We start from the raw sequence: 22357 nt of genomic DNA on the forward strand, positions 1-22357 counted from the left end.
ATAAGTTGGCGTAACGAAATCGGGTGGCCGACCGCGCTTAAAGAGTGCGCGTATTGTACATGTGCGAATAGCTAGAAATTCGGATATCTACTTTAGGGTGGGTCCGCTTTTGCGGATCATGCATGCAGAAGTGCAAGAATATCGTGAGCAAGCATATCATGGCTTGTATCCGATAAATTGTCGTGGCCACCCGCACCACCAATGCCCGCCAATTGGAGTGCATGCTGGTCGACAAGCAGATGATCTACCTGTTGGGCATCAGCCGTTCCACCAGCTGGAACCGCAATATTGATCGGATGGAAATAGCCGATATTCACATCCACCAGACTTCCGGCCGAGACACCATTGCCACCGCCTCCTGCGGCAGAATTGCCCGTAAAAATAGTATCTGACGCCAGGTTGAACCCGCCGCCATTACCACCAATCCCGGCGATCTGCGTACCACCCTGATCGAAAATCACATTATTCGTCTGATGTGCATCCGCATTGCCGCCAGCAGCGGCGACGGCGATATTGATAGGCGAGAAGATCGCCACATTCACGTCGATCATGGTGCCTGCGAAAATACCCATACCACCATGTCCGGCATAGTTGTCGCCAGTGAACACATAGGTACTGCCCGTATCGGTATGTATCGGCGATGCGGATACGGACCCGGCATAGTTATGTTCACCGCCAGAGCCGCCAATACCTGCCATTTGATCTGCGCCTTGCAGAAAAGCTGCGTTATTGGTTTGATTTGCGGACGCTACGGAATGAGCCCCACCCGCGACCGCCGTATTCACCGGGGCGAAGACCGCAACATCGGAGCTGACAAGCCCGCCCAGAAAGATGCCGTCGCCGCCGCTTCCCGCGTGGTTGGATGTAGCCCCTTCCGTGCTACCGATTGCGACATTGCCGCTTCCCCCATCACCGCCCATCCCCGCCATTTCGGCAACATGCTGATTGATCAGGGCATTGTTGAACTGTCCAGCGCCAGCTTCACTGCCCGGACCCGCGATTGCGGTATTGGAGGGCACGAAAACAGCAGAAGCATCGCTGCTGATCACACCGACGCTCAGTCCCATTCCGCCAATTCTTGCTGAACTAACCGGGGTACTCGATGCGACATCGAAAGGCAGCCACGTCGGAACGAGTGCCAGATGTCCGGCAGCTGTACCCAACGCTGTGTTTTGCACACCACCGGCATTCAGGCTATCATTTTCGTTAGAAATGGGACGTAGCTCAGTCATCACCCTTTCTCCTCACTAGCTTCCGGCCCTCGAGGCTCTCAAGGATCCTTTGCTCCACAGCTATTGTGCCTTGAATTGTCACAAAAGAAGAGCCGGCAATCCGTCTACATCCATATGGGTAGGGTATGTATCGCGCGTCGAAGCCGATAAAGCGCCCGAAAAATGTCGTCGGCTAAAAATAAGTTATCTCTGACGTATTTCCGCTTTTTACAACCTAGGATAATGTAAAAATTGCGAGTGCCGCTTTGAGTAAAGGGGAACGGATATGTCTATATTCCATTTGATCGCTACGGCGGGTGTCCCCTTTAGCCCTCTTCGAATTCGGCACTCATTATCTGATGCTCCACATTCTGGGGAATAATCCATGAGCCAATCAGTTCACCCACTTTTGCGTCTGCGAGACGGCCATCACGCGCATGTTACATATGAGGAGCTTTTCTTCGATCTCGTTTATGTCTTCGCGGTCACACAGCTCAGCCACACGCTGCTTCATCATCTGACAGCCTGGAGTGCACTAGAAACACTCGTTCTCTGGTTCGCGGTCTGGCTTGGCTGGCAATATACCTGCTGGGTCACAAACTGGTTTAATCCCGAGCAGCCAAAATTGCGCTTTGTTTTGTTCTTCTGTATGGCGCTGGCGCTGGTTATGGCGGCCTCGATACCGGATGCATTTGGCAAAAGTGGTCTTATTTTTGCTGGTTGCTATGTTGCAATGCAACTTGGGCGGACAGGCTTCATTGTCTGGCAATTGGGAAGTGACCACCCGCTGACTGCCAATTACCGGCGAATGCTGGGCTGGCTTGTCATCTCTGGCTGTTTCTGGATCGGTGGAGCCTTCGCAGAAGGCGAACTGCGACTAGCCCTTTGGGTCGTCGCGGCACTTTGCGAATATGTTTCGCCGATGGTTGGCTTTGCTTTGCCCGGCATGGGGCGTTCGCAGGTCAGCGACTGGACCATCGAGGGCGGGCATCTTGCGGAGCGCTGCCAGCTTTTTGTTATTGTCGCGCTGGGTGAAAGCCTGCTGGCGACGGGAGCCACACTTGCAGGTGCAGAAAACTGGAACATTGCTGAGCTATCCGCGATGCTCGCCACTTTTCTCGGTACCATCGCCATGTGGTGGCTTTATTTTGGCACCTCAAGCAAAGACGCCACCGCGCGTATCACGCAAGCCCGTGATCCCGGGAAGATAGGCGCCTACTTCCACTATATTCATGCCATCCTGATATTCGGCATCATCGTAAGCGCCGTAGGCAATGATCTTGCCATGGAGCATCCTGCTGAACATGCCAGTCTCGCTGAAACTCTCGTCATAGCAATCGGTCCCGCCATCTATTTGATTGGCAGCGCCATCTATAAATATGTCGTCTATGGCGGCGTGCCACTTTCTCATGTCGGGGGTGTCATCTTGTTGGCGCTCATTGCACCTTTCGGGCAGAGCGCCGATCTACTCACCCTTGGATGGCTGACAACAGCCATTCTATTCGGTATCGGCTTGTGGGAAAGCCGCACAAAAAGCCAGAAAACCTTGCATGAAAGCGGTGCCCACCCATGAGGATGGCAGCCGAGTTCGCTATAACATAGCTTTCTTACCGGATTGCTGCGGCGCATCAACGAATGCGCCGCAGCAATCTTTCACGATAGGTATCGACAATCACGGCAAGTATAATCACTGCGCCAATGATGATCGGCTTGTAATTGTCACCGATACCGAGCAACTGCAGGCCGGTGGCCAGCACTTGCAAAATGCAAGCACCCGCGAGTGTACCAACAATGGAGCCTTTTCCTCCGAAAAGGCTGGTTCCGCCGATGATGACCGCTGCAATCGCATTCAATTCATAACCTACACCGGCAATCGGGCTGCCAATATTCAAACGCAACAGATAGACAATTGCGGCGATACCAGCAGTCACCCCTGAAATAACAAATGCAGCAATTTTATAGGTGTCGGGGTTATGTCCCGACAGACGCACTGCCTCGTCATTGGCCCCGACTGCATAGATCATGCGCCCAAAGACGGTAAACCGCAGAATGAACCAGCCAACGAAAATCACGGCCACGGCAACAAGAAAGATCGAGGGCAGGAAACCACCGATTATGAGATTGCCGAAATCGACGAAGCCTTGCGGCAGTCCGGTGATGGTTGAGTTATTGGACACCACGCGCGCCGCGCCAGCAGCGATATTCAACATACCAAGCGTCACAATAAAGGAAGGTATCTTCCAGAAGGTCGACACCTTTCCATTGATGAATCCGCAAAATCCGCCAACTGCAATACAGGCCAATACGGCAAGCAGTATTGATAAGGCCGGCTCCAAACCCGACGTCATGATGAGCGAACCAACCACCGTGCAGAGAGCAAGTACCGAACCAACGGAGAGATCAATGCCGCCAGTCAGGATAACGAAAGTCATGCCAGCCGCTAGAACTGTGTTTATGGCAATCTGAACGAATATCTTCAATGCGTTGCCTGGCGTGGCGAAATAGGGCGCGGTGAGGGAAAACACCAGCGTGATCAATAAAAGAGCCAGAAAGACGCCTGCGTCTCGCAACAGGAAACGCTTCAACTTCTGGCGGTCAGGCGCAACGGGCTTCTCGGAGATAGACGGCTTATCTGTCATGCTTGAACATGCTCCTGATAGGCAAGTGAGAGAATACGCTCCTGATCAAATTGCGATCGGGGCAGCTCTCCCACCAGCTTGCCGTTGGAGAATACAATAATGCGGTGGCACATACCGATCAGCTCTGGCAAATCCGAAGAGATCATGATGATCGCTTTCTGATTTGCAGCCAGCATCCAGAGTAGTTGATAGATTTCGCGTCTCGCACCAACATCAACACCTCGTGTCGGCTCATCTAGTATCAGAGTGGAGGAACCGCGAAACAGCCATTTCGCAAGAACGACCTTTTGCTGGTTTCCGCCTGACAGATTGCGCACTGACGTATCAATCGACGCCGTCTTGATCCGCAGCTGTTCAACCAGTTTCGTAACAGCAGTTTTTTCCGCCCCTTTGTCCAACAATCCGCCATGCGAAATCTTCTTTAGATCGGTGATTGTGGCATTTAAGTCCACGGACATGTCGAGCATCAGCCCCTGCCCCTTACGGTCTTCGGTCAGGAACCCTAGTCCATTTCTGACAGCATCCTTGGGATCGCGAATATTAACAGGCTTGCCGTCCACACGAATTTGTCCACCACCCTTGGGATCTGCGCCAAAGATCGCGCGCATGATTTCCGTGCGTCCCGATCCCACCAGACCCGCCACACCAAGAATCTCGCCCCGGCGCACTGTAAAGGACACCGCGTTAGCTTGCATCGCTCGCGTAACGTTCTCAACCTCCAAAGCGACGGAACCCGGCGCGATAGACGGGTCAAAGCCGTATTCATCAGCGATATCCCTGCCAATCATCATGCGAACCAGATGGGGCACGGTCAGTCCCTGTAATGATCGCGTTTCGACCAACCGACCATTGCGCAACACAGTCACCCGATCACCGATTTCGAAGACTTCATGCAGGCGGTGCGAAATGTAAATGATCGTTACGCCTCTAGCCTTCAGTCTCCCGATAATGGCGAACAGCCGCTCAATTTCCGGTGGTGTCAGTGTCGCCGTCGGCTCATCAAGAACCAGAAGCTTGCTGTCATAACCAAGCGCCTTTGCAATTTCGACCAATTGCATTTGCGCGACGCCCAGCTCGGAAACGAGCACGCGCGGGTCTAGGCCCAGACCAACCTCGTCCAGCAACTCAGCAGCACGCTTGTTTAGCGCTGTGCGATCCACAAGACCGTAGCGTCGCGGAAGGCTCTCCAGCATCAAATTTTCTGCGATGGAAAGATGGGGGAGCAGGTTGAGTTCCTGATGAACAATCCGAATGCCCTGGACTTGCGCATTATGAGGCGTTTTGGGCTTATAGGGCTGGTCGTTCAGGAAAATTTCGCCCGTATCCGGTTGATAAATACCAGCAAGCAGCTTGATGAGCGTCGACTTACCTGCGCCGTTTTCACCAAGAATGATATGCGTTTCGCCGCGCATCAGTTGCAGGTCGATACCGTCCAGAGCAACCACGCCCGGAAAGATCTTGCCAACGTTATCCAGTTTCAAGATCGCGTCGGCTGATGGCATGACTGCTCCTGCCTGCTCTGATGGCGGGAGGCCGCAACGAAGTAGACACGCTGCGGCCTTGCTATCGTGCGAGTTTCTAGAGATCCTTGGCCGTTATCAGCTTGATATCGGTCTTGACCCAGCCGGAGAATTTTTCACCCGCCAGTTCCTTAAGGCCATAATCGATACCCATTGCGGCCATCTGGGCGCCGAACTGGTCGATTGTGGCCAGCATTTTGCCATCCTTGATCAGTGGCTGGACGGCAGGAATATTGTCAAAACCAACAACCTTGATCTGGCCCGACTTTCCTGCAGCATCGAGCGCTTTCACAACGCCAAGAGCCATCGAGTCATTCGCCGCCATAACGCCTTGAATATCCTGATACTGCGTCAGGAAATTCGTCATAAGCGTATTCGCTTCTTCTGTTTCCCAATGCGCGGTCTTGGAATCCAGCAGCGTCAAGCCGCCTTCGGCTACGGCATCATCGAAGCCCTTCTTACGCTCCTTGGCATTATCGGCCTCCGGATTACCTTCAAGGATAACCACCTTGCCGCCCTTGCCCAGTTCTTTGGCCAAGGCCATGCCGGACAATTTTGCGCCTTCGCGATTGTCGGGCCCAAAGAAAGCCAGATCAATCCCGGCCTGTTTCTTCGCCTCTTCATCAAGAGCGACGTCGATATTGATGACCTTAATACCGGCTTCCAACGCCTTTTTCACAGGTGTGACCATGGCTTTGGAATCGGCTGGCGCTAAAACGATCACATTGAACTGCTGTGTGATGAAGTTTTCCACCGCATCAACCTGCGCAGCAAAATCACGTTCATCTTTCATGCCAACCGCGGCGAAGCTAAACTTATCTGTATTCTTGGCCGCGTATTCTTCTGCGCCTGCCTGCATCTGCTTGAAAAACTCATTTGCGAGCGATTTCATGACAAGACCAATTTTCGGCTTGTCAGCTGCAAAAGACGGTATGGACGGCAATAACAGGGCGCCTGCTCCGGCCGCACTGGTCGTTAGAAACTGGCGTCGCGAAATTGAACCTAGACCCAGCCCATTAAAAATTGAACCTTTAGTCATGAATTCCTCCCCTCGCTTCAACGTTGAGCCTCAGCATGATTTCAAGGTAGAGCCGGAATCGGAAAACTGTCAAGACTACAGAAAGGAGAGGTTCATAAGTTTCTGTTCGGCCTTAGCCTCGCTTGATCAATTTAATTAAGCAACACTTCTGATGACAAGTTCTGCAAGAAAAAGGAATATACCTGTCTCACGACCGGCGAGCATACTGTAATTTTTGAGTGACATTCAGGCGGCCAACCGCATCTCTGGCTGGCGAAGGGACTGGACCAGCCGCGCCAGAATGGAAACCGCAATTTCCGCCGGATTGGTTGCGCCGATAGCAAGGCCAATCGGCCCTTCAATGCGCGCCAGCATGGCCTGATCCATGCCCGCCATCTCCAGCCTTTGCAGGCGCTTCGCGTGGCTTTTGCGGCTGCCCAGAGCGCCGACATAAAAGCAATCCGCCTGCAAGGCGGCGATCAACGCGGCGTCATCGATCTTCGGATCGTGGCTCATGACAGCAAGCGCGGTATAAGGATCAAGCGGATACGCGGAAAACACATCCTGCGGCCATTCGGCATGCAAGGTGCTGTCAGGAAAGCGTTGCCTTGTGGCAAAGGCTGTGCGTGGATCGATGATATCGACGTCATAACCAACCATACGCGCCATTGGCGCCAGCACCTGCGCGATGTGGACCGCGCCTATGATCTCGAAACGCGGATTGGGAAGATGCATGTTACAGAACAGCGTTTTACTATCCGCTTCCACAAGTGTCGAAGCACCGTGTGCGAAATTGCGCCCTATGGTTGGTTGAAATGCGGACGGAAGTTCGCCGCCTTTACGGATAAGGTGGTTTGTACCCGTATCCAGATCGGTCAACACCGCAACAGCCCGCCGCGCTCGACGCTCTGCATTGAGTGCCTGTAGCAAATTGCGGTCGGCGCGCTCGATATAGATGCGGATTGATCCGCCGCAGGACAATCCCGCCTGCCACGCCGTTTCATCCGCAACGCCGGATTCGACCCTGTCGGGCTTGCCCGTTCTGATGACATCGGCTGCCCTCGCCAGAACCTCCGCCTCCACACAGCCGCCGGAAACCGAGCCTTGAAACAAGCCATCGGCGTCGACAATTAGTTGACTGCCCATCCGTCGTGGTGCGGAACCCCAAGTCTGCACAACTGTGGCAAGCGCAACCTGTCGCCCCATCCGCAACCAGTCTTCCGCCAGCGAAAGAACATCCTGACTGTCATTTGTCGGGCTGGTGATATCGAACAGGTCCATGTGCGGCACTATCCCAGTTGCTGCTTGATCTTTTCCGGCGTGATCGGAAATTCGTAGAAGCGTTTGCCCGTGGCATGCGCAATGGCATTGCCAATGGCCGGAATGATCGGGATGGTCACCACCTCTGCTATGCCTTTGGGCGGCGACGTTTCTGAAAGCGGCGTCAGATACTCTGCAGTCTGGCTCCAGACAGCGACATTCTTCGACCTCGGCAATGTGTAGCGGTTGAAGTTCCACGTTCCATCGCCCGGCCCGTCTTCATAAAGTGGCAGCTCCTCCATAAGTGCGTGGCCAATTCCCATGGCCAAGCCGCCCTGCTGCTGACCCGACACGAGTTCGGGCACGATGATTTTACCGGGATCGAGAATGCTGTGATGCTGCATGATCTCCACCGCGCCGGTAAAAGTGTTGACGTTCAACTCCACGAGGCAAGACGCAGGCGCATAGGTGGTTACCCCGGCATTGTTGCGCTGTACCGGGGGAAAGCTGACTTTGCTGCGTTTGATATATTCATAGCCACCAGTGGTCATCCGTCGCTTCGTTTCGGCGGACGCTCCGTCACCATAACGGACCGCCAAAGCGTCGATGGGCAGCTCACGCATGTCTGTGCCGGGTATGTTGAACTGTGCCGTCGCCCATTCCCAACGGCTGAAACAGTGAAGCGCCACGCCTGTTATCAGTCCCAGAGCGTGGGCCTTACGGGCAATGCGCTCGAAGGACAGCGTTTCCATGCCCCCACCGACGACGCCATCCGACACAACGCGCATATCAGCAAACGTCATGTTGCCCGCCGATATTTCTCCACCGCCCGGTCCCTCGCTCCAGATTGCGCGGGCAGCCGGCCAAATGCTGTTTTGCAGCAGGAACTGCGCCGCCTGGCGCGTGCCGAAACTCAAAAAATAGGCGCTGTTGGAGGCGCTCATCGCGGGTAAGGTGGCAGGCACCCAGAACGGGTTTTTCTCCGCTTCATCCTGCTGGGCTTGGGAGATCGTGTAGGGCGAGCGTTCGGCAATGATAGGCAGCTGCGGAAAATCAGTAACGCCGAACTCGACGTCATCCGGCACCTTGCCGATAATATCACGCACCAGAACCTGTTGGGCAGTCGTGGCCCCGGTGCCGATTTCCTGCACGCAATGCCGCATGGTCAACCGCCCCTGTGCATCGAATTCCAGTGCAAGCGCAGACGTATCGGCGCCTGTGCCATAATCCTTCTGCACCTGTGCAAATCCGATGCCATAAAGACGCCCCGGATGCACCGCATCATAATCCTTCTTGGCTTGAGCGCGATTGATCCAGAGCGAGTTGGCCGCGGCCTTGTCAAGCATTTCGATATTGCGTGGATCACCGAGTGGCTGCGCGCCTTGCGTGTTTAGATAGCCAGCTTTGGTGGCATTGCGCCGACAAAGTTCGATGGCATCAACGCCCAGTTCATTCGCCAGCTCATCAACCATCAACTCGGTCACCGACATGACCTGAAGCGCGCCGTAGCCGCGCATCGAGCCTGCCTCCACTGCCCGGCTTGCCAGCGCGATAGAACTGAAGTCCGACTTGGGCAAATAGTAGATCGATTGCGCCGCCGTAGCAGCCACTTGTGCCACCGAAAATGAGTAATTGGCCCGGCCGCCGCCATTGGCGACATATTGACCTTTCATGATTTCAAACTGGCCTGTACTGCGGTCGGCAACGAGGGACACGTCCATGTGAATGGAGTGTCGCTTTAGCCCAAGCTGGAACTGCTCATAGCGATCATTGGCAAGACGCACGGCTTTGCCGCCACCATAAAAAGCGGCCATGACGCAATAGAGCGGGAAAATAGAGTGGTCCTTTGAACCGTAGCCCACCGTTGTCCCGGAAAGGAGCGTAATCTCCTCGACCGGAAAGGTCTTGTTGCCTTTGACGATCATCGCGGCAAAGCGAGCCGCATCATAAGGCGATTGCACAGCGGCGATGATATGCAATGTTCGCGTTTTTTTATCGTACCATGCGTTGCCATTGTCCGCTTCCAGCGCCGAAGGATCAACGGACTGGGAAAAGGCTTTGCGATCAAGAACAACCTTATCTGGGTTCTTCCGCGCCGCGTCGATCTCGGTGGCCAGTTCATGGGCAGCATTCATGCCGCGACGCATGGACTCATAGGTCTCGCGCCCCACCTTTTCGGGATTACGCGCACCACCGCCACGATGCCGGGTCTGCACAGAGCGGGGAACGAAGATGCCTGTCGGGCTTTCGTCCGGCCATACGGGTTCGTCACCCTTGAAGTTGCCGAAAATCGTCGCGTCCTGGAAGGATGAATAAACGGAAGGCGATGTGGGCGTTTTGCCACCGATGCGCACATAACGCGCCGCGCCATAGTTCCTAGGCGGTTTGGGGCCAGTCTGCGCACCATAACGCACGATGTCCGTTTCAAACCGCAACATACGCTTTGCCAGTTCGAAACGCTCGAAATCGCTGTAGACAAGCAAAGCAACGGGATGGCCGAGCAAGGGCGGGGTTTCGCCTTTCGGGACGAGAAAATTTCTACCGAAGAACTCTTCCGCCAGATCTGACACTTGTGGGACTTGAATACCGTCCCGCTCCAGATCTTCATGCAACACCAAACGATCAGGCTGGAGATCGTCCCCGAGCAGTGACAGATCCACGCCTTCGAAAGTGCAGTCGGCCTTCGTCGCCTTGATGAAAAACGCGTGTCCCTGTTCCTTGGTCCAGCCGGGAATGTCGCGCGCGCGATAGTCGCGGGCAAAGGTCTTGCCGCCGGTTACCTTGCGCACGGCATCCCAGCGATAACGCGCCTTGCCGTCGGCACCGATCCAGTCAGCCGTTGCCGGGCCCGATTGCACCTCCAGCGCCTGCGCGTTCGGAAGACGCGCAAAGAGGACGGATATACCTGCAAAAGTGCCCAATTTGATGAAATCACGGCGTGACATTCCGGCAGCCATATATCTATCTCCTTAATCAACCGCGCTGGAATGCCATTCATGATACGGTCAAATGAACTCTGCAAATTATCGAACAGAACGTTGGAACGCTTTGACTTCCCCGCCGGTAACCGGATGTCCGCCTTGTCCGCCCCATTGCGCGCGCATCCAGCTGACCAAAGCCGCAATCTCGCTCTCGTCCATAGTGTCGGAAAAGGAGGGCATGGCATACATGCGCTGCCCGTTTGTAAATGTCTGCGTAGCAATGCCGTTCAAGATCGTGTTGATCAACGCATTCGGCCTATCCAGCGCCACGATACCATTGCCTTTCATGGCTGGCGCGACGTTCGGTGTGCCTTCACCTTTCAAGCCATGGCAGCCTGCACAGGCAGAAATATAGGCCATGCGGCCCTCGTCCATGGTACTATCCCTGGGCAGTGTCACGGCCTGCGGCAAAACTTGGAGTGCTGCCTTTGCTGCCGGAATATTACCGTCCTTGTCCGTCAGGAGATAAGTGGCAATCGCGCGAATATCGTCATCGGACATGACATTGGTGGAAAAATGGGTCACCGTGTTCATGTCAGCGAACGACGTTCCCTGTGGAGCGATGCCGGTCTTCAAATACTGGCTCAAGGCGCGGATATCGAAACCCTGTCGTGTCAACATGGGCTGGGTAATGTCAGGCGCAACCATGCCTTCCAATATGCCGCCCTGCAAATTGCGCGCAAAGTCGGGCGCCATCATGAGGTTGAGCGGCGTGTGACATCCGCCACAATGCGCCAGCCCTTCAACCAGATAACTCCCCCTGTTCCAGTCCGCTGATCGCTGATCATTTTGTGGTGCTTCGCGTTTAGGAAAATTGAGCAGCGCCCAGAAATTCACAAAAGGCCGCACAGGGAGGCGGAAGATGGCGCTATTGCGCTTATTGGGGAGAGCAATCGGCGGTATCGTCATCAGATAGGCATATAGCGCGTCAATATCGTCCGGCGTCGTCACCTGGGTAAACAGAAACGGCATGGCCGGATAGAGATTGCGATGGCCCGGCGCGACACCATACTTCATCACGCGGTGAAAATCCGCCCGGCTATATTTTCCAATACCGTAGGTCGGGTCACGCGTAATGTTTGTCGAATGCAAAGTGCCGAACGGAGTTTTTATAGCCACACCACCTGCAGCCATCGGCCCTTCTGGCAGAGAATGGCAACCGAAACAATCGGCGGCGCGCTCCAGTTCCTGTCCACGAGGGACAAGCGCTTGCATTTGCACCGCCGAAAGGGCTGTTTTCAGATCGGGCGTCAAGGATGAGTTGCGAAACACACCCAACAACACCGACAGCCCCCCGCGATGACAATCAACACGACAGCTACAGCAAAGTGATAAAGACGCTTGTGTTTCATACCTTGACCGCAGCGCTCCCGACTAGCCGATCACACAGCCCGGCGTCGCCAAAGCGACATCGCGGATGGCCTCATAATAACGGACATAACCCGTGCAACGGCAGATATGAACGTCGAGTGCTTCTTCAATCGCTGCTTCCAGATCGCCGCGCTTCACAGGTTGCCGCTTGAGTTGCTCGATAAAAACAGTAGCGCCTGCGACGAAACCTGGCGTGCAATAGCCGCACTGAAAAGAAAAATGGTCGATAAATGCCTGTTGGACGGGCGTCAGCGCGAGAATTTCACCGGTCGCGTCGCGCTTCGCATGACCTTCAATCGTGAGGATCGATTTGCCGTCAAAGAAATGAGCATCGTAAATGCACGTACGGCTTTCGGTCTTGGTACCGTCAGGCCTTATCTCTATGACAGTACAGGCGTGACAAATGCCCTGACCGCATCCGAAATGCGTTCCCGTCAAGTCGAGATACTCATGTAGAAAGTCGACCATAGGCATTCCAAGCGGGACATCCATCGGTCCAACCCTGGCGCCATTGACCGTGAGGGTAAGTGGTCACTTTTCCATACTCATCCCAAAAACCTGCTGATGACTATCAGGGCTTACGGCTAATGTAACCGCCCATTTATTCTTCATTTATCTAATTTAGATAGAAATAATATTGAATCTCCGAAAACTAATTGAGTGTAAAAGCATGTGAATCAAAAATAAATTCGATTTGATATTTATTCAATAGAAAAATTGCAGCCTCATATTTCTATTGATCATGCCAATTTTCTGACCCAGAGATCTTTAGCGCCTGATAAAAATCAAGATATTCAATCACTCAACGAACAGAAGACCCCGACAAGATGGTGTTGTTTTTTTGAAGAATTTCATCTCCAGAAACGCCCCCCATCGCACGCGGCCACTGCAAGTAATTGAAAAAATAATCGTCGTGAAAAGCTTCGCCCAAATCTAGACAGTCAGAAAAAACACATTATTATATTAGGTATGCGTTATCTTTAGAATATAGATTGGGTAGCTGGGGGCAGCAGTGTATTTTCTTAAAGACCCTGTCATCGCGCTCTTCGTCTCCCTTGCAATTGGTTACCTTATTGGCAAACTGCGTATTGGCCCGGTTCGGCTGGGCGGGGTTTGTGGGACCTTGCTGGCAGCGCTCGCCATAGGGCAGCTCGGCGTGCGCATTTCGCCCGACCTGAAGGACAGCGCGTTTACCCTTTTCATTTACGCGTTGGGCTTCACTGCAGGACCTCAGTTTTTCGCCAATATCCGGGGCGGATGGCGCTATGGAATATTCTCCTTAATTGAAGTCGTTTGCGTCACCATTCTGGTTTCGATGGCGATTGTTCTGTTCAAGCTCGATATTGGAACAGCGACTGGTCTTTTTGCCGGATCTGCAACTGAATCTGCGGTGATCGGAACGGCGTCGCAAGCGATCTCGCATCTCGCGATCTCACCAGAACAAATCGAACAATTACAGGCGAACGTTGCGACGGCCTATAGCCTCACCTATCTGTTCGGCCTCATCGCAATTGTTGTTTTCACCACCCAGCTTGCACCCATGCTTCTGAAAGTTGACCTTAAAACCGAAGCGCAGGCACTGGCCCGCAAACTGGGCTCGGAAGACGATGACGACGATCAGGTTGAGGGCTTACCCATGTTCGTCGCCAGGGCCTTTCGCGCGGGGGCGCTAGCGGGGCAGACAGTTGGCGATCTGGAGAAAAGCTGGAATTGGGCAGTAACGATTGAACGTGTGCGCCGACATAAAAAAGTCCTTCAAACAGACCCTAGTTTCCTGTTGAATCCAGATGACATTGTCATTGTGCATGGCCGCCGCAACGCGGTGATAGCAGTTCAGGATTTCTTCGGAGAGGAAGTTCCCGTGCCGGACGGAACCAGTCTGGCACTTGTAACGCGGGAAGTCGTTCTCATCCGAAAAGAAGCTTTCGGGCGTCAGATCCGACAATTGCGGCAGTCGGCCTCGCCCGATCTAAAGCGCGGAGTATTCATTTCGAACGTCCGACGTTTGGGTCAGACTATTCCGGCATTGCCGGGTACAGTTCTCCATGAAGGCGACGTCTTGACACTCTATGGACAAGACAAGCCGGTCTCCCGCGCTGTTGAAACTTTGGGTAAGCCATTGCCTAAAGTCGGCAGCACTGACTTTGTCTTTCTCGGCCTCGGTATCGTCGTCGGCCTTCTTTTGGGTCAATTCTCGTTCAATATCCGTGGTTGGGAGCTATCGTTGGGATCTGGCGGTGGCGCGTTGATTTCCGGCCTTGCTTTTGGCTGGCTCAACATGAGAAATCCAGCATGTGGTGGATTTCCAGTTCCGGCGGCGGAGTTTGCAAAAGATTTTGGATTGGCTGTTTTTATAGCCGCCATAGGATTGAGTGCCGGCCCCGATGCAATCGCGCTCATTCTCGAATACGGGTTTATCCTCCCACTGCTGGGTCTGGTTGTTTCGTTCGTGCCTGCGTTGGTGTCGCTTTTTGTTGGCTCAAAACTGATGAAAATCGATACACCAATCCTTCTTGGTGCAATTGCCGGTCAGCATTGCAGTACGCCAACGATCAGCGCACTTGTGTCTCAGGCGGGAAACTCTACACCGGTAATCGGGTACACAGTTACCTATGCCATCTCAAATGTGCTCTTACCACTTATGGGGCCAGTAATTGTGGGCATTGCTGCGGCACTGGGAGGTTAGTTTCATTTCCCCTCACGGGAATAGAAACTTTCCCACCTCCGTCTCTGAACGGCTTACCTGAGAGCTTTCTGGTAGCGCTTGATCAGCCTATCACGCTTAAGTTTCGACAGGCGCTGAATCCAGAACAGGCCGTTGAGTTGATCAATTTCATGCTGATGGCACACCGCAAGCAAACCATCGGACTCTTCGGTCTGCTCGTTGCCGTCAATATCCTGATAGCGAATACGGATACGAGCATGTCTTTCGACCTTCTCGACAATACCGGGCATGGACACGCTTCCTTCGTCATGGACGATTTTCTCGTCAGAAGCCCACACGATTTCGGGATTAATATAGGTCTTCTCGCTGCCATTTCCGGAAAGTTGCAGCACAACCACTCGTGCCGATACGCCGATATGAGGTGCTGTGATACCAATCCCCGGTGCAGCACGCATCGTGTCCAGCAAATCGCGCGCAAGAACACGCAGATCATCGCCGAAGGTCGTGACAGGATCGGCAAGCGCTCGCAAACGCATGTCCGGATATTTGATAATCTCTCTAACAGTCATGCTGCTTCTTTACCCGACTGTTCGGTTCTGTCGCAACCTAATTCGGGTCCCCTCCGACATCCTGTCGATGTCATCACGCAGCAGAAATGATGCGGCGATTTGGTCCGCCAGCCCGCCGACTGGAAGAGAGAACAGAGGCGTTCATGTGTTAGACACCGGGGACGCAAAACGGCCCCGGCGCCAGTTTCTGCAATTACAAAATCATCTTCTGAGCCCTACTTCACTTCCTCAAAGTCGGCAGGCTTCCAGCTTCCATCGAAAGCCGGCTTGTCAGGCCCATAGATGCGAATATAGGCAAACCAGCCGCGACCGGGGACCGTCTTGATCCAGCGACCTTCCTGACCAGCGGGTGCGGTCGGCCCGAAGTACAGTTCGGTTGGTTCGCTCTTGCTTGCATCTTTCAATTCAAAGAGCGATCGAAGAGCCGCCTTGCCCTGATCGGTCTGCACTTCTGAACGCGTCTGTGCATCATAGGCGGTTACAGACCAAAATAGCTTGCCCGGAACAGGTTGCGGGATCGAAAGCTTATAGGTTTTACCGCCGTCGAGCCAAGCTCCGCTGCCGTCACGAGCACCCAGCCAATAAAGCGACCCTGCTCCAGGCGTACGTCTGAACATGGCAGGAGACGTCACGATTGCCTGTGCAAACCAGCGGTCACGCGCTTCGAGATCAATCCCGGCCGGGGTTTCAAACTGAGCGCTTCCGGGAACCAGACCGACCCATTCCCACTTACGGTCAGGCCAGGCGAGCTTGTCAGTGCGAGCCGTGTCAAATGCCGAGACCAGCATCTGGTCTCGACCCTGGCGTGCGGCCTTCTGAAGGATTGCCTTCATCCGATCGTCCGGTTTGAACTCCTTGCCTTTTTCAATGCCCAGCACCTAAAGCAGGCCGTACATCGGTTCGAACTTTGCGACAATCGGCTCCTGCTGGATGATGTCGTTGAGCTTTTGCCAGAACTGGATATTGTCCTCCCATTTGAGTGAGGTACTGTCCAAATCCATATTGGTCGTATCAACGAATTTCAGACGTTGTTTTGGGTTAGCCAAAGGATAGATCTTGATCGCCTCCAGGGCCTTCAATGCTTTGTCTTGATCTCCGCCGACAGGCAACGCACGTACGGCGAGCAAGTTCTTGTAGGTTTGTGTCTTTCCGACGAAGTATCCTTTGGGGATTTTGCCCTTGTAGTCCGGCCCGACAATCAGATGCTTACCGCCTTTTCCGGCGTCCGGTCCCGGTATGCCCATGTCAAGCACCCAGCTCTGATTGTGATCGTTGACGAGACCAATATAAGCGCCGACTGGTAACTCTACCACCATTGGCCCTTTCGCGACGTCAAGCGTTGCTGAACCGTAGGGCGTGTCGGAGTTCAGTGTGAAGCCCACCTGACGCGGGCCGGCAGCCGTACCACCATATGCGGCGTTATCCTCGATCCCGGCCTCGCGATTACCGTTGAAAATGCCCTCGATGGAAACGGTTGGGTACCAAAAGCGATAAGCCACCAGCGCGCGCTGAAGATCGGCATCATCCTGAGCGCGTTTGCTCGCTTCCGGGGTGGGGTATCCGTTTTCAAACTTGTATGTGGCAGCATCCTGCGCGAAGGCGACGGATGAAAGCGACGCAGCCAGAAGGGCTGTCATAACGATGCGGTTTTTCATCTTCTTCTCCAAGGTTCGGGATAATGCGGGTTCAATTCACCTCAGCGAAATCTTCGAGTTTCCACGATTTGTCGAACCACGGCTCCAGCGGACCATAGAGACGGAAAATCGTGAACCATGATTTGCCGGGAATCGTTTGAATCCAATTGGTTGTGTCGGCAGGCCGCTCGGGCGAGAAGACAATGTCGGTAGAACCATCGGCGTTCTTCTTGAGGTTCTTTTCGCTGGACAGGCTCGGAAACTGCTGGTCCGTCTGCAGCATGGAACGCGTCTGCGTATCGTAGACGACAACAGACCAGAAATCCTTAGCTGGAACATTTGCCGGAACGTGCAGGCGATAGGCTTTGGCACCATCAAAAGGATTCCCATCCTTGTCGAAGTTTGCTGCAGCATATTGAGAACCTATCCCCGGCATGGCCACGGCCATGGCAGGCGTATTGATCGTTGCAGCGTAGTAGAAGAGCGTGCGCGCATCGAAGTTTCGAGCTCCGCTCTTAGTCATCCATTCGTAGCTGCCACCAATGAACGGTGTTGTCCATTTGCGGTCCGGATAGATCATCACGGCGGGGTCGCGAGGACGAAAGTCTATGTTGCGAGCCGCCGCATTGCCAACCGCGACGGAATCTTCAAGAATTTTCTTCAGCCTTGCGTCAGGGGCGAATGGCTTCCCCTTTTCCATACCGATGGCTGCGAAAATTCCCGTCATATCAGGTCCGTACGCACCCGCCGGTTCCTCCTGTATGATTTGGTTGACCTCCTCGAAGAACTTGAAATTATTGGCGTGTACGGTGTTCATGACCCTACCCGACAAATCGAGAAACTTCGTCTCGGAAGGCTTGGCGCGCTTTGCCCACGGATAGGTACGCAGCTTGGCCTTCAGGCTGGCGACGCCCGGTGCAGGATCGCCGTCCTTCATGAAAGCGCGCCCAAAGAGGAGATTGCCGAAGGTTGGAGACTGGATCACGAAATAGCCCTTTGGCTTCTCGCCTTTCCAGCCAGGTGGTACAAAGAGATACTTCCCACCTTTGCCCTTGTCAGGGCCCGCATTGCCAAGATCGGTCACATAGCGGAACCAGAAGTCATTGATAACCCCAAGAATACCGGGCGGGCTTTCAACCACAATGGGTCCGTCTTTGAGGTCCAGCCAGCTCCAGAAATAGATGGTTTCGGAGTTGGGCGTCAGGAACAACGACTTCGAATCCATCAGCGTCGAAAAGACACCGATTGTTCCGTGTTTCGCACCAACTTCACGCAGACCCGTACGGATTGCCACCATTGAGGCACCGGGAATTCCATTGAGGAAGGCTTCAATACCACGACTGAAATCGAGCTGGTCCCAGACCTTTTGTGCTGTCTCCACTGTCGGCACACCGTCATTGAACTTCAACGTGCGATGCGCGTATCGACTGAATCGGGCGTGACGATCTCATCCGGTATCGGCGTCGTCATCTTATAATCCTTGGCCAATGTCTGACCTGATGTCAGACAGAGGATTGCCGTAGTAATCAGGAAGTGCTTTCTCATAGCTGTGCTCTCACTTGAGTTTTACGACGTCGTCAGATTTCCAGGTTCAGTCGAAGGAAGCTTTCGTCCGCCCGTAAACGCCTGAGATCGTGAAGAATCCCTTGTCTGGAATTGTCGCAATTCAGTGCGCATCGACACCAGGATTTTTCGGTCCGAAGTAAATGTCCGTGAAGCCGTCACTGTTCTTCTTTGCAGTATGCGTCTTGGCGGCAAGGCCAGTGTAATCTGGCGAATACAACTCGGCGGAGCAGAGCGCAAAACCATTGATGAGGCGAAAAAGACAGAAGATATCCGTTTCAAGGTTCAATCTCCTCAATTTTAAATAAGCTGAGCGGAACCCGGATAAAAATGAAGCACGTTACGGTAACGAATGTCAGTTCCCGCACACCGATAACTTTAGCTCGCTCGCTCAAGCGATGCAGTTGCGACGAAAAGCTGAAGAAATATCATGTTTGTTACTGTAACAAACTTCATTTTCAGCACTTTTTAGATACGATTTTATCAATATGTTTTTAGGGGGAGTTCGCTATGTCGGCGTTCGTTTGTACAGGTCTTGGCCTGCTGTTCTCCGTCGTCGTGACTAATGTCGTCATGGCACAAGAACATTAGTCGGTGAATGATGCCAACAACCCCCTGACACCAAAGATTACCGTTAACTTCCATAATTACTAATCAGCTGAGTTATTCGGGTTGCCCGGACGTCGCGCCAATCAGTTTCTCCTGCGTGGATTAGTGCCAGCAGACATCGCCGGCTTGCCGCAATTGTTGCGATATACATTGCCCATCGCCACTGCGCCTGAGTTTCCCGATGGGTACGTAACGGGGCTGGGCGATCTCACGCTGATGGATATTTTCATCCTTCCCAAGCACGGCGACATAACATTGGGTGCAGGACCAATACTGGTCATCCCGACCGCCACAGATGACGCACTCGGCAATGGCAAATGGCAAATTGGCGCCTCGGGCGTCATCGTTGCCCCACAGAGCTGGGGCCTCTTGGGCGGACTGGTAACCTATCAGGCCTCGTTCGCAGGCCACGGCGACAGAGACAATGTCAGTCTGGCAACCGTCGAGCCGATCATCAATTACAATTTAAAGGACGGCTGGTATCTGCGCTCGACAGCAACATGGAATTTCAATCTGGAAGATAACGAGGGCTACATCCCGGTTGGCTTCGGTATCGGCAAGGTCTTCGAGCTTGAAAAAGGCATTACAATGAATGCGTTTATAGAACCGCAATATACGGTTTGGCACCAAGGCGACGGTTCGCCGAAGTGGCAGATATTTGCGGGCGTCAATTTTCAGTTTCCAGTTAAGAAGTGACCCCGATTTTAATCCCCAGTGAAAGCCACAAAGTTTCCCTTTCGCCTTCAACATCAGTACCGCTCAATAGCGCGATCTTGCGACCCCTCTTGTCGCCGAAGCGACAGGAGAACAAAGCGCCGAGCGGACGGTGCACGGGTTCAGTAAAATTCTTTAGCCGGTCCTTCAACCAGCATGCAGACCCGGCGCTTCCTGACCGGTGCTTTCAACATATTCGGTATAGCCACCACCATATTGCTGAATACCATCTGGAGTGAGTTCCAGCACACGATTGGAAAGCGCCGCCAAGAAGCGACGATCGTGCGATACAAAAAGCATCGTGCCTTCATAAGATGAAAGCGCCTTGATGAGCATTTCCTTGGTATCGAGATCGAGATGGTTCGTCGGCTCATCGAGCACGAGGAAGTTTGGTGGATCAAACAGCATCGCAGCCATCACCAGTCGGGCTTTCTCACCACCGGACAGCACGCGGCATTTCTTTTCGATATCGTCTCCGGAGAAACCGAAGCAGCCGGCAAGGGCGCGCAGCGGCGCCTGCCCAGCCTTTGGAAAGCGCTGCTCCAACCATTCAAGAATGGTGCTGTCACCATCGAGAATATCCATCGCGTGCTGCGCAAAATAGCCGAGTTTTACGCTGGCACCGAGGTTAACAATGCCCTGATCCGGCTCGGTCGCACCGGTGACAAGCTTAAGCAGCGTCGATTTACCCGCACCATTGACGCCCATGATGCACCAGCGCTCACGGCGGCGAACCATGAAATCCAGCCCGTCATAAATTGTGCGGCTGCCATAAGCTTTGTTGACGCCCTTGAGGCTGACGACATCTTCGCCAGAACGTGGCGCCGGCAAGAAGTCGAAAGCCACAGTCTGGCGGCGGCGCGGAGGCTCCACACGATCAATTTTTTCAAGCTTCTTCACGCGGCTCTGCACCTGCGACGCATGGGATGCACGGGCCTTGAACCGTTCAATGAACTTGATTTCCTTGGCCAGCATTGCCTGCTGACGCTCAAACTGGGCCTGTTGCTGCTTCTCATTCAGCGCGCGCTGGCTTTCATAGAAGGCATAATCGCCAGCATAGGAGTTCAGCGAGCCACCATCGATTTCGATAATCTTGGTCACGATGCGGTTCATGAACTCGCGATCATGCGACGTCATCAGCAAGGCGCCATCGTAATTCTTGAGGAAGGCTTCAAGCCAGATCAGGCTTTCAAGATCAAGATGGTTGCTCGGTTCGTCAAGCAGCATCACATCGGGCCGCATCAGCAGAATTCGGGCAAGCGCCACGCGCATTTTCCAGCCGCCGGACAATTTGCCAACGTCACCGTCCATCATTTCCTGACTGAAGCTTAGACCGGCGAGCACTTCACGGGCTCGGCCATCCAGTCCATAACCATCAAGCTCTTCATAGCGGGCCTGAACCTCACCATAGCGTTCGATGATGGTGTCCATCTCATCGAGACGATCAGGATCGCACATTGCCGCTTCAAGCTCGCGCAGCTCTGCCGCCACAATACTGACGGGTCCTGCCCCGTCCATGACTTCGGCGACAGCCGAACGCCCGCCCATTTCGCCGACATTCTGGTCGAAATAACCGACCGTTACGCCTTTTTCGACCGTGACCTGACCCTCGTCCGGCAATTCATCACCGATGATCATACGGAAAAGCGTTGTCTTGCCAGCGCCATTTGGCCCGACAAGGCCGATCTTCTCGCCACGGTTCAAAGCAGCGGAAGTTTCGATAAACAGAATGCGATGGCTATTCGACTTGCTGATATTGTCGATACGGATCATGAGTGTGAAGGCCTTGTGATAAGTTGGCCTCCCTATGGCATGCCTTGCTCGCGCTGTCACGCGGCATGGTTACTCAACAATCGGATCAGATCGTCAAAGACCATTACGCATATGCGGTTTTGGAGAAATCGGTACAGTTATGAAGTCCGAAACAGGTTCAAAGCAGCATATTGCAGAAGCATGATCGTCTTGCCATCCCGGATTGTACCGGAAGCAATCATGCCCAGTGCCTCGTCGATATCGACTTCGAGCACGGCAATATCTTCACCTTCATCTTCCTTGCCACCGCCCTGTGAAACGCGATCTCCTGGCTCATATTCTCCGACGAAAAAGTGGAGCCGTTCCGTCACCGACCCGGGGCTCATAAAGGCATCGAAAACCTGCCGCACATCACGTACGCGAAAGCCCGTTTCCTCCTCCGTTTCCGCACGAATGCGCACAGCCGGTTCCGCATTATCCAGCAACCCTGCAGGCGCCTCGATCAACAGATCATCGTGTCCGTTCACGAAGGCTGGATATCGAAACTGGCGGGTGAGGATAACAGTTCTGCGATGCGGATCGTAGAGGAGAATGGTTGCGCCGTTACCACGGTCGTAGGTTTCTCGCGACTGGCTCTGCCAGCTTCCGTCGGCCCGCTGGAATGAAAACGTCGTTTTCTTGAGAACATACCAGTCGTTGGAGAGAAGGGTGACGTCTTCCACCCGAACACGATGCGCAATACTCACAATAACCTCCACACAGACACGATAAGTGGCTAGCCGCCGCCAGATTGACGTGTTATTCGTGCAATATCATGCAGAGTCAAGGATTTTCGTGCAATGGGCGATAGA

Annotated in this window: 19 protein-coding genes; 4 read left to right on the forward strand and 15 right to left on the reverse strand. The window is 53.8% G+C overall.

All coding sequences use genetic code 11. From position 1 onward, the window contains the following. Positions 1-116: 116 nt before the first annotated feature. Entirely contained in the window at positions 117-1232 is a 1116-nt protein-coding gene (locus ACTJKP_RS10785; RefSeq protein ID WP_440630632.1) for a hypothetical protein, read from the reverse strand. A gap of 364 nt (positions 1233-1596) precedes the next feature. On the opposite strand from ACTJKP_RS10785, the gene ACTJKP_RS10790 reads away from it, so the two are divergent. Next, positions 1597-2784 (forward strand): low temperature requirement protein A, encoded by a 1188-nt coding sequence (locus tag ACTJKP_RS10790; RefSeq protein ID WP_440630633.1) that lies wholly within the window; start codon positions 1597-1599, stop codon positions 2782-2784. Positions 2785-2839: 55 nt separating this feature from the next. Here ACTJKP_RS10790 and ACTJKP_RS10795 read toward each other — a convergent pair whose 3' ends face one another. The 7 genes from ACTJKP_RS10795 to ACTJKP_RS10825 all read right to left on the reverse strand — a co-directional run bounded on the left by ACTJKP_RS10795 (position 2840) and on the right by ACTJKP_RS10825 (position 12468). Further along, complete coding sequence (locus ACTJKP_RS10795; protein WP_440630634.1) at positions 2840-3850, reverse strand: ABC transporter permease; 1011 nt, start codon at positions 3848-3850, stop codon at positions 2840-2842. After that, positions 3847-5352 (reverse strand): sugar ABC transporter ATP-binding protein, encoded by a 1506-nt coding sequence (locus tag ACTJKP_RS10800; protein WP_440630635.1) that lies wholly within the window; start codon positions 5350-5352, stop codon positions 3847-3849. Before ACTJKP_RS10800 ends, ACTJKP_RS10795 begins: the two co-directional genes overlap by 4 nt. A 76-nt stretch (positions 5353-5428) precedes the next feature. Continuing rightward, positions 5429-6409 (reverse strand): sugar ABC transporter substrate-binding protein, encoded by a 981-nt coding sequence (locus tag ACTJKP_RS10805; protein WP_440630674.1) that lies wholly within the window; start codon positions 6407-6409, stop codon positions 5429-5431. 225 nt (positions 6410-6634) lie between these two features. Continuing rightward, positions 6635-7669 (reverse strand): XdhC family protein, encoded by a 1035-nt coding sequence (locus ACTJKP_RS10810; RefSeq protein WP_440630636.1) that lies wholly within the window; start codon positions 7667-7669, stop codon positions 6635-6637. Positions 7670-7677: 8 nt separating this feature from the next. Further along, positions 7678-10605: a xanthine dehydrogenase family protein molybdopterin-binding subunit gene (locus tag ACTJKP_RS10815; RefSeq protein ID WP_440630637.1), complete on the reverse strand. Its 2928-nt coding sequence runs from the start codon at positions 10603-10605 to the stop codon at positions 7678-7680. Between the two features lie 66 nt (positions 10606-10671). After that, positions 10672-11844, reverse strand: coding sequence for a cytochrome c (locus tag ACTJKP_RS10820; protein ID WP_440630638.1), 1173 nt, complete (start codon positions 11842-11844; stop codon positions 10672-10674). 159 nt (positions 11845-12003) lie between these two features. Next, a complete protein-coding gene (locus tag ACTJKP_RS10825) occupies positions 12004-12468 on the reverse strand; it encodes a (2Fe-2S)-binding protein (RefSeq protein WP_440630639.1) in 465 nt (154 codons plus the stop codon). A 544-nt stretch (positions 12469-13012) separates the two neighbouring features. On the opposite strand from ACTJKP_RS10825, the gene aspT reads away from it, so the two are divergent. Then, a complete protein-coding gene (gene aspT / locus ACTJKP_RS10830; RefSeq protein WP_440630640.1) occupies positions 13013-14686 on the forward strand; it encodes an aspartate-alanine antiporter in 1674 nt (557 codons plus the stop codon). A gap of 53 nt (positions 14687-14739) precedes the next feature. On the opposite strand, the gene ACTJKP_RS10835 is transcribed toward aspT, so the two are convergent. The 5 genes from ACTJKP_RS10835 to ACTJKP_RS10855 all read right to left on the reverse strand — a co-directional run bounded on the left by ACTJKP_RS10835 (position 14740) and on the right by ACTJKP_RS10855 (position 18413). Then, complete coding sequence (locus tag ACTJKP_RS10835) at positions 14740-15234, reverse strand: peptide deformylase (RefSeq protein WP_440630641.1); 495 nt, start codon at positions 15232-15234, stop codon at positions 14740-14742. Positions 15235-15449: 215 nt separating this feature from the next. Next, positions 15450-16067, reverse strand: a complete 618-nt coding sequence (locus tag ACTJKP_RS10840; protein ID WP_440630642.1) for a DUF1214 domain-containing protein — start codon at positions 16065-16067, stop codon at positions 15450-15452. 45 nt (positions 16068-16112) lie between these two features. Then, entirely contained in the window at positions 16113-16889 is a 777-nt protein-coding gene (locus ACTJKP_RS10845; protein ID WP_440630643.1) for a DUF1254 domain-containing protein, read from the reverse strand. A 31-nt stretch (positions 16890-16920) separates the two neighbouring features. After that, the gene (locus ACTJKP_RS10850; RefSeq protein ID WP_440630644.1) at positions 16921-18249 is read right to left on the reverse strand and encodes a DUF1254 domain-containing protein; all 1329 of its coding nucleotides are present in this window, start codon (positions 18247-18249) and stop codon (positions 16921-16923) included. Positions 18250-18272: 23 nt separating this feature from the next. After that, a complete protein-coding gene (locus ACTJKP_RS10855; protein ID WP_440630645.1) occupies positions 18273-18413 on the reverse strand; it encodes a hypothetical protein in 141 nt (46 codons plus the stop codon). Positions 18414-18537: 124 nt separating this feature from the next. On the opposite strand from ACTJKP_RS10855, the gene ACTJKP_RS10860 reads away from it, so the two are divergent. Both ACTJKP_RS10860 and ACTJKP_RS10865 read left to right on the forward strand, forming a co-directional pair. Next, positions 18538-18735 carry a hypothetical protein gene (locus ACTJKP_RS10860; protein ID WP_139364333.1) on the forward strand — a complete coding sequence of 66 codons (198 nt, stop codon included), beginning with the start codon at positions 18538-18540 and terminating at the stop codon, positions 18733-18735. A 410-nt stretch (positions 18736-19145) separates the two neighbouring features. Then, positions 19146-19736 carry a hypothetical protein gene (locus ACTJKP_RS10865; protein ID WP_440630646.1) on the forward strand — a complete coding sequence of 197 codons (591 nt, stop codon included), beginning with the start codon at positions 19146-19148 and terminating at the stop codon, positions 19734-19736. Positions 19737-19901: 165 nt separating this feature from the next. On the opposite strand, the gene ACTJKP_RS10870 is transcribed toward ACTJKP_RS10865, so the two are convergent. Then, positions 19902-21527, reverse strand: a complete 1626-nt coding sequence (locus ACTJKP_RS10870; RefSeq protein WP_078337334.1) for an ABC-F family ATP-binding cassette domain-containing protein — start codon at positions 21525-21527, stop codon at positions 19902-19904. 137 nt (positions 21528-21664) lie between these two features. Then, complete coding sequence (locus ACTJKP_RS10875) at positions 21665-22252, reverse strand: NUDIX domain-containing protein (protein WP_078337335.1); 588 nt, start codon at positions 22250-22252, stop codon at positions 21665-21667. Between the last annotated feature and the right edge of the window lie 105 nt (positions 22253-22357).

This window comes from Brucella sp. 22210 (assembly GCF_052045675.1).
Classification (GTDB): Bacteria; Pseudomonadota; Alphaproteobacteria; order Rhizobiales; family Rhizobiaceae; genus Brucella.

Bases quoted from the DNA above. Each gene is read 5' to 3' on its own strand.
- ACTJKP_RS10785 (WP_440630632.1), bottom strand. From the start codon at position 1,232: ATGACTGAGCTACGTCCCATTTCTAACGAAAATGATAGCCTGAATGCC.
- ACTJKP_RS10790 (WP_440630633.1), top strand. From the start codon at position 1,597: ATGAGCCAATCAGTTCACCCACTTTTGCGTCTGCGAGACGGCCATCAC.
- ACTJKP_RS10795 (WP_440630634.1), bottom strand. From the start codon at position 3,850: ATGACAGATAAGCCGTCTATCTCCGAGAAGCCCGTTGCGCCTGACCGC.
- ACTJKP_RS10800 (WP_440630635.1), bottom strand. From the start codon at position 5,352: ATGCCATCAGCCGACGCGATCTTGAAACTGGATAACGTTGGCAAGATC.
- ACTJKP_RS10805 (WP_440630674.1), bottom strand. From the start codon at position 6,409: ATGACTAAAGGTTCAATTTTTAATGGGCTGGGTCTAGGTTCAATTTCG.
- ACTJKP_RS10810 (WP_440630636.1), bottom strand. From the start codon at position 7,669: ATGGACCTGTTCGATATCACCAGCCCGACAAATGACAGTCAGGATGTT.
- ACTJKP_RS10815 (WP_440630637.1), bottom strand. From the start codon at position 10,605: ATGGCTGCCGGAATGTCACGCCGTGATTTCATCAAATTGGGCACTTTT.
- ACTJKP_RS10820 (WP_440630638.1), bottom strand. From the start codon at position 11,844: ATGCAAGCGCTTGTCCCTCGTGGACAGGAACTGGAGCGCGCCGCCGAT.
- ACTJKP_RS10825 (WP_440630639.1), bottom strand. From the start codon at position 12,468: ATGGTCGACTTTCTACATGAGTATCTCGACTTGACGGGAACGCATTTC.
- ACTJKP_RS10835 (WP_440630641.1), bottom strand. From the start codon at position 15,234: ATGACTGTTAGAGAGATTATCAAATATCCGGACATGCGTTTGCGAGCG.
- ACTJKP_RS10840 (WP_440630642.1), bottom strand. From the start codon at position 16,067: ATGAAGGCAATCCTTCAGAAGGCCGCACGCCAGGGTCGAGACCAGATG.
- ACTJKP_RS10845 (WP_440630643.1), bottom strand. From the start codon at position 16,889: ATGAAAAACCGCATCGTTATGACAGCCCTTCTGGCTGCGTCGCTTTCA.
- ACTJKP_RS10855 (WP_440630645.1), bottom strand. From the start codon at position 18,413: ATGAGAAAGCACTTCCTGATTACTACGGCAATCCTCTGTCTGACATCA.
- ACTJKP_RS10870 (WP_078337334.1), bottom strand. From the start codon at position 21,527: ATGATCCGTATCGACAATATCAGCAAGTCGAATAGCCATCGCATTCTG.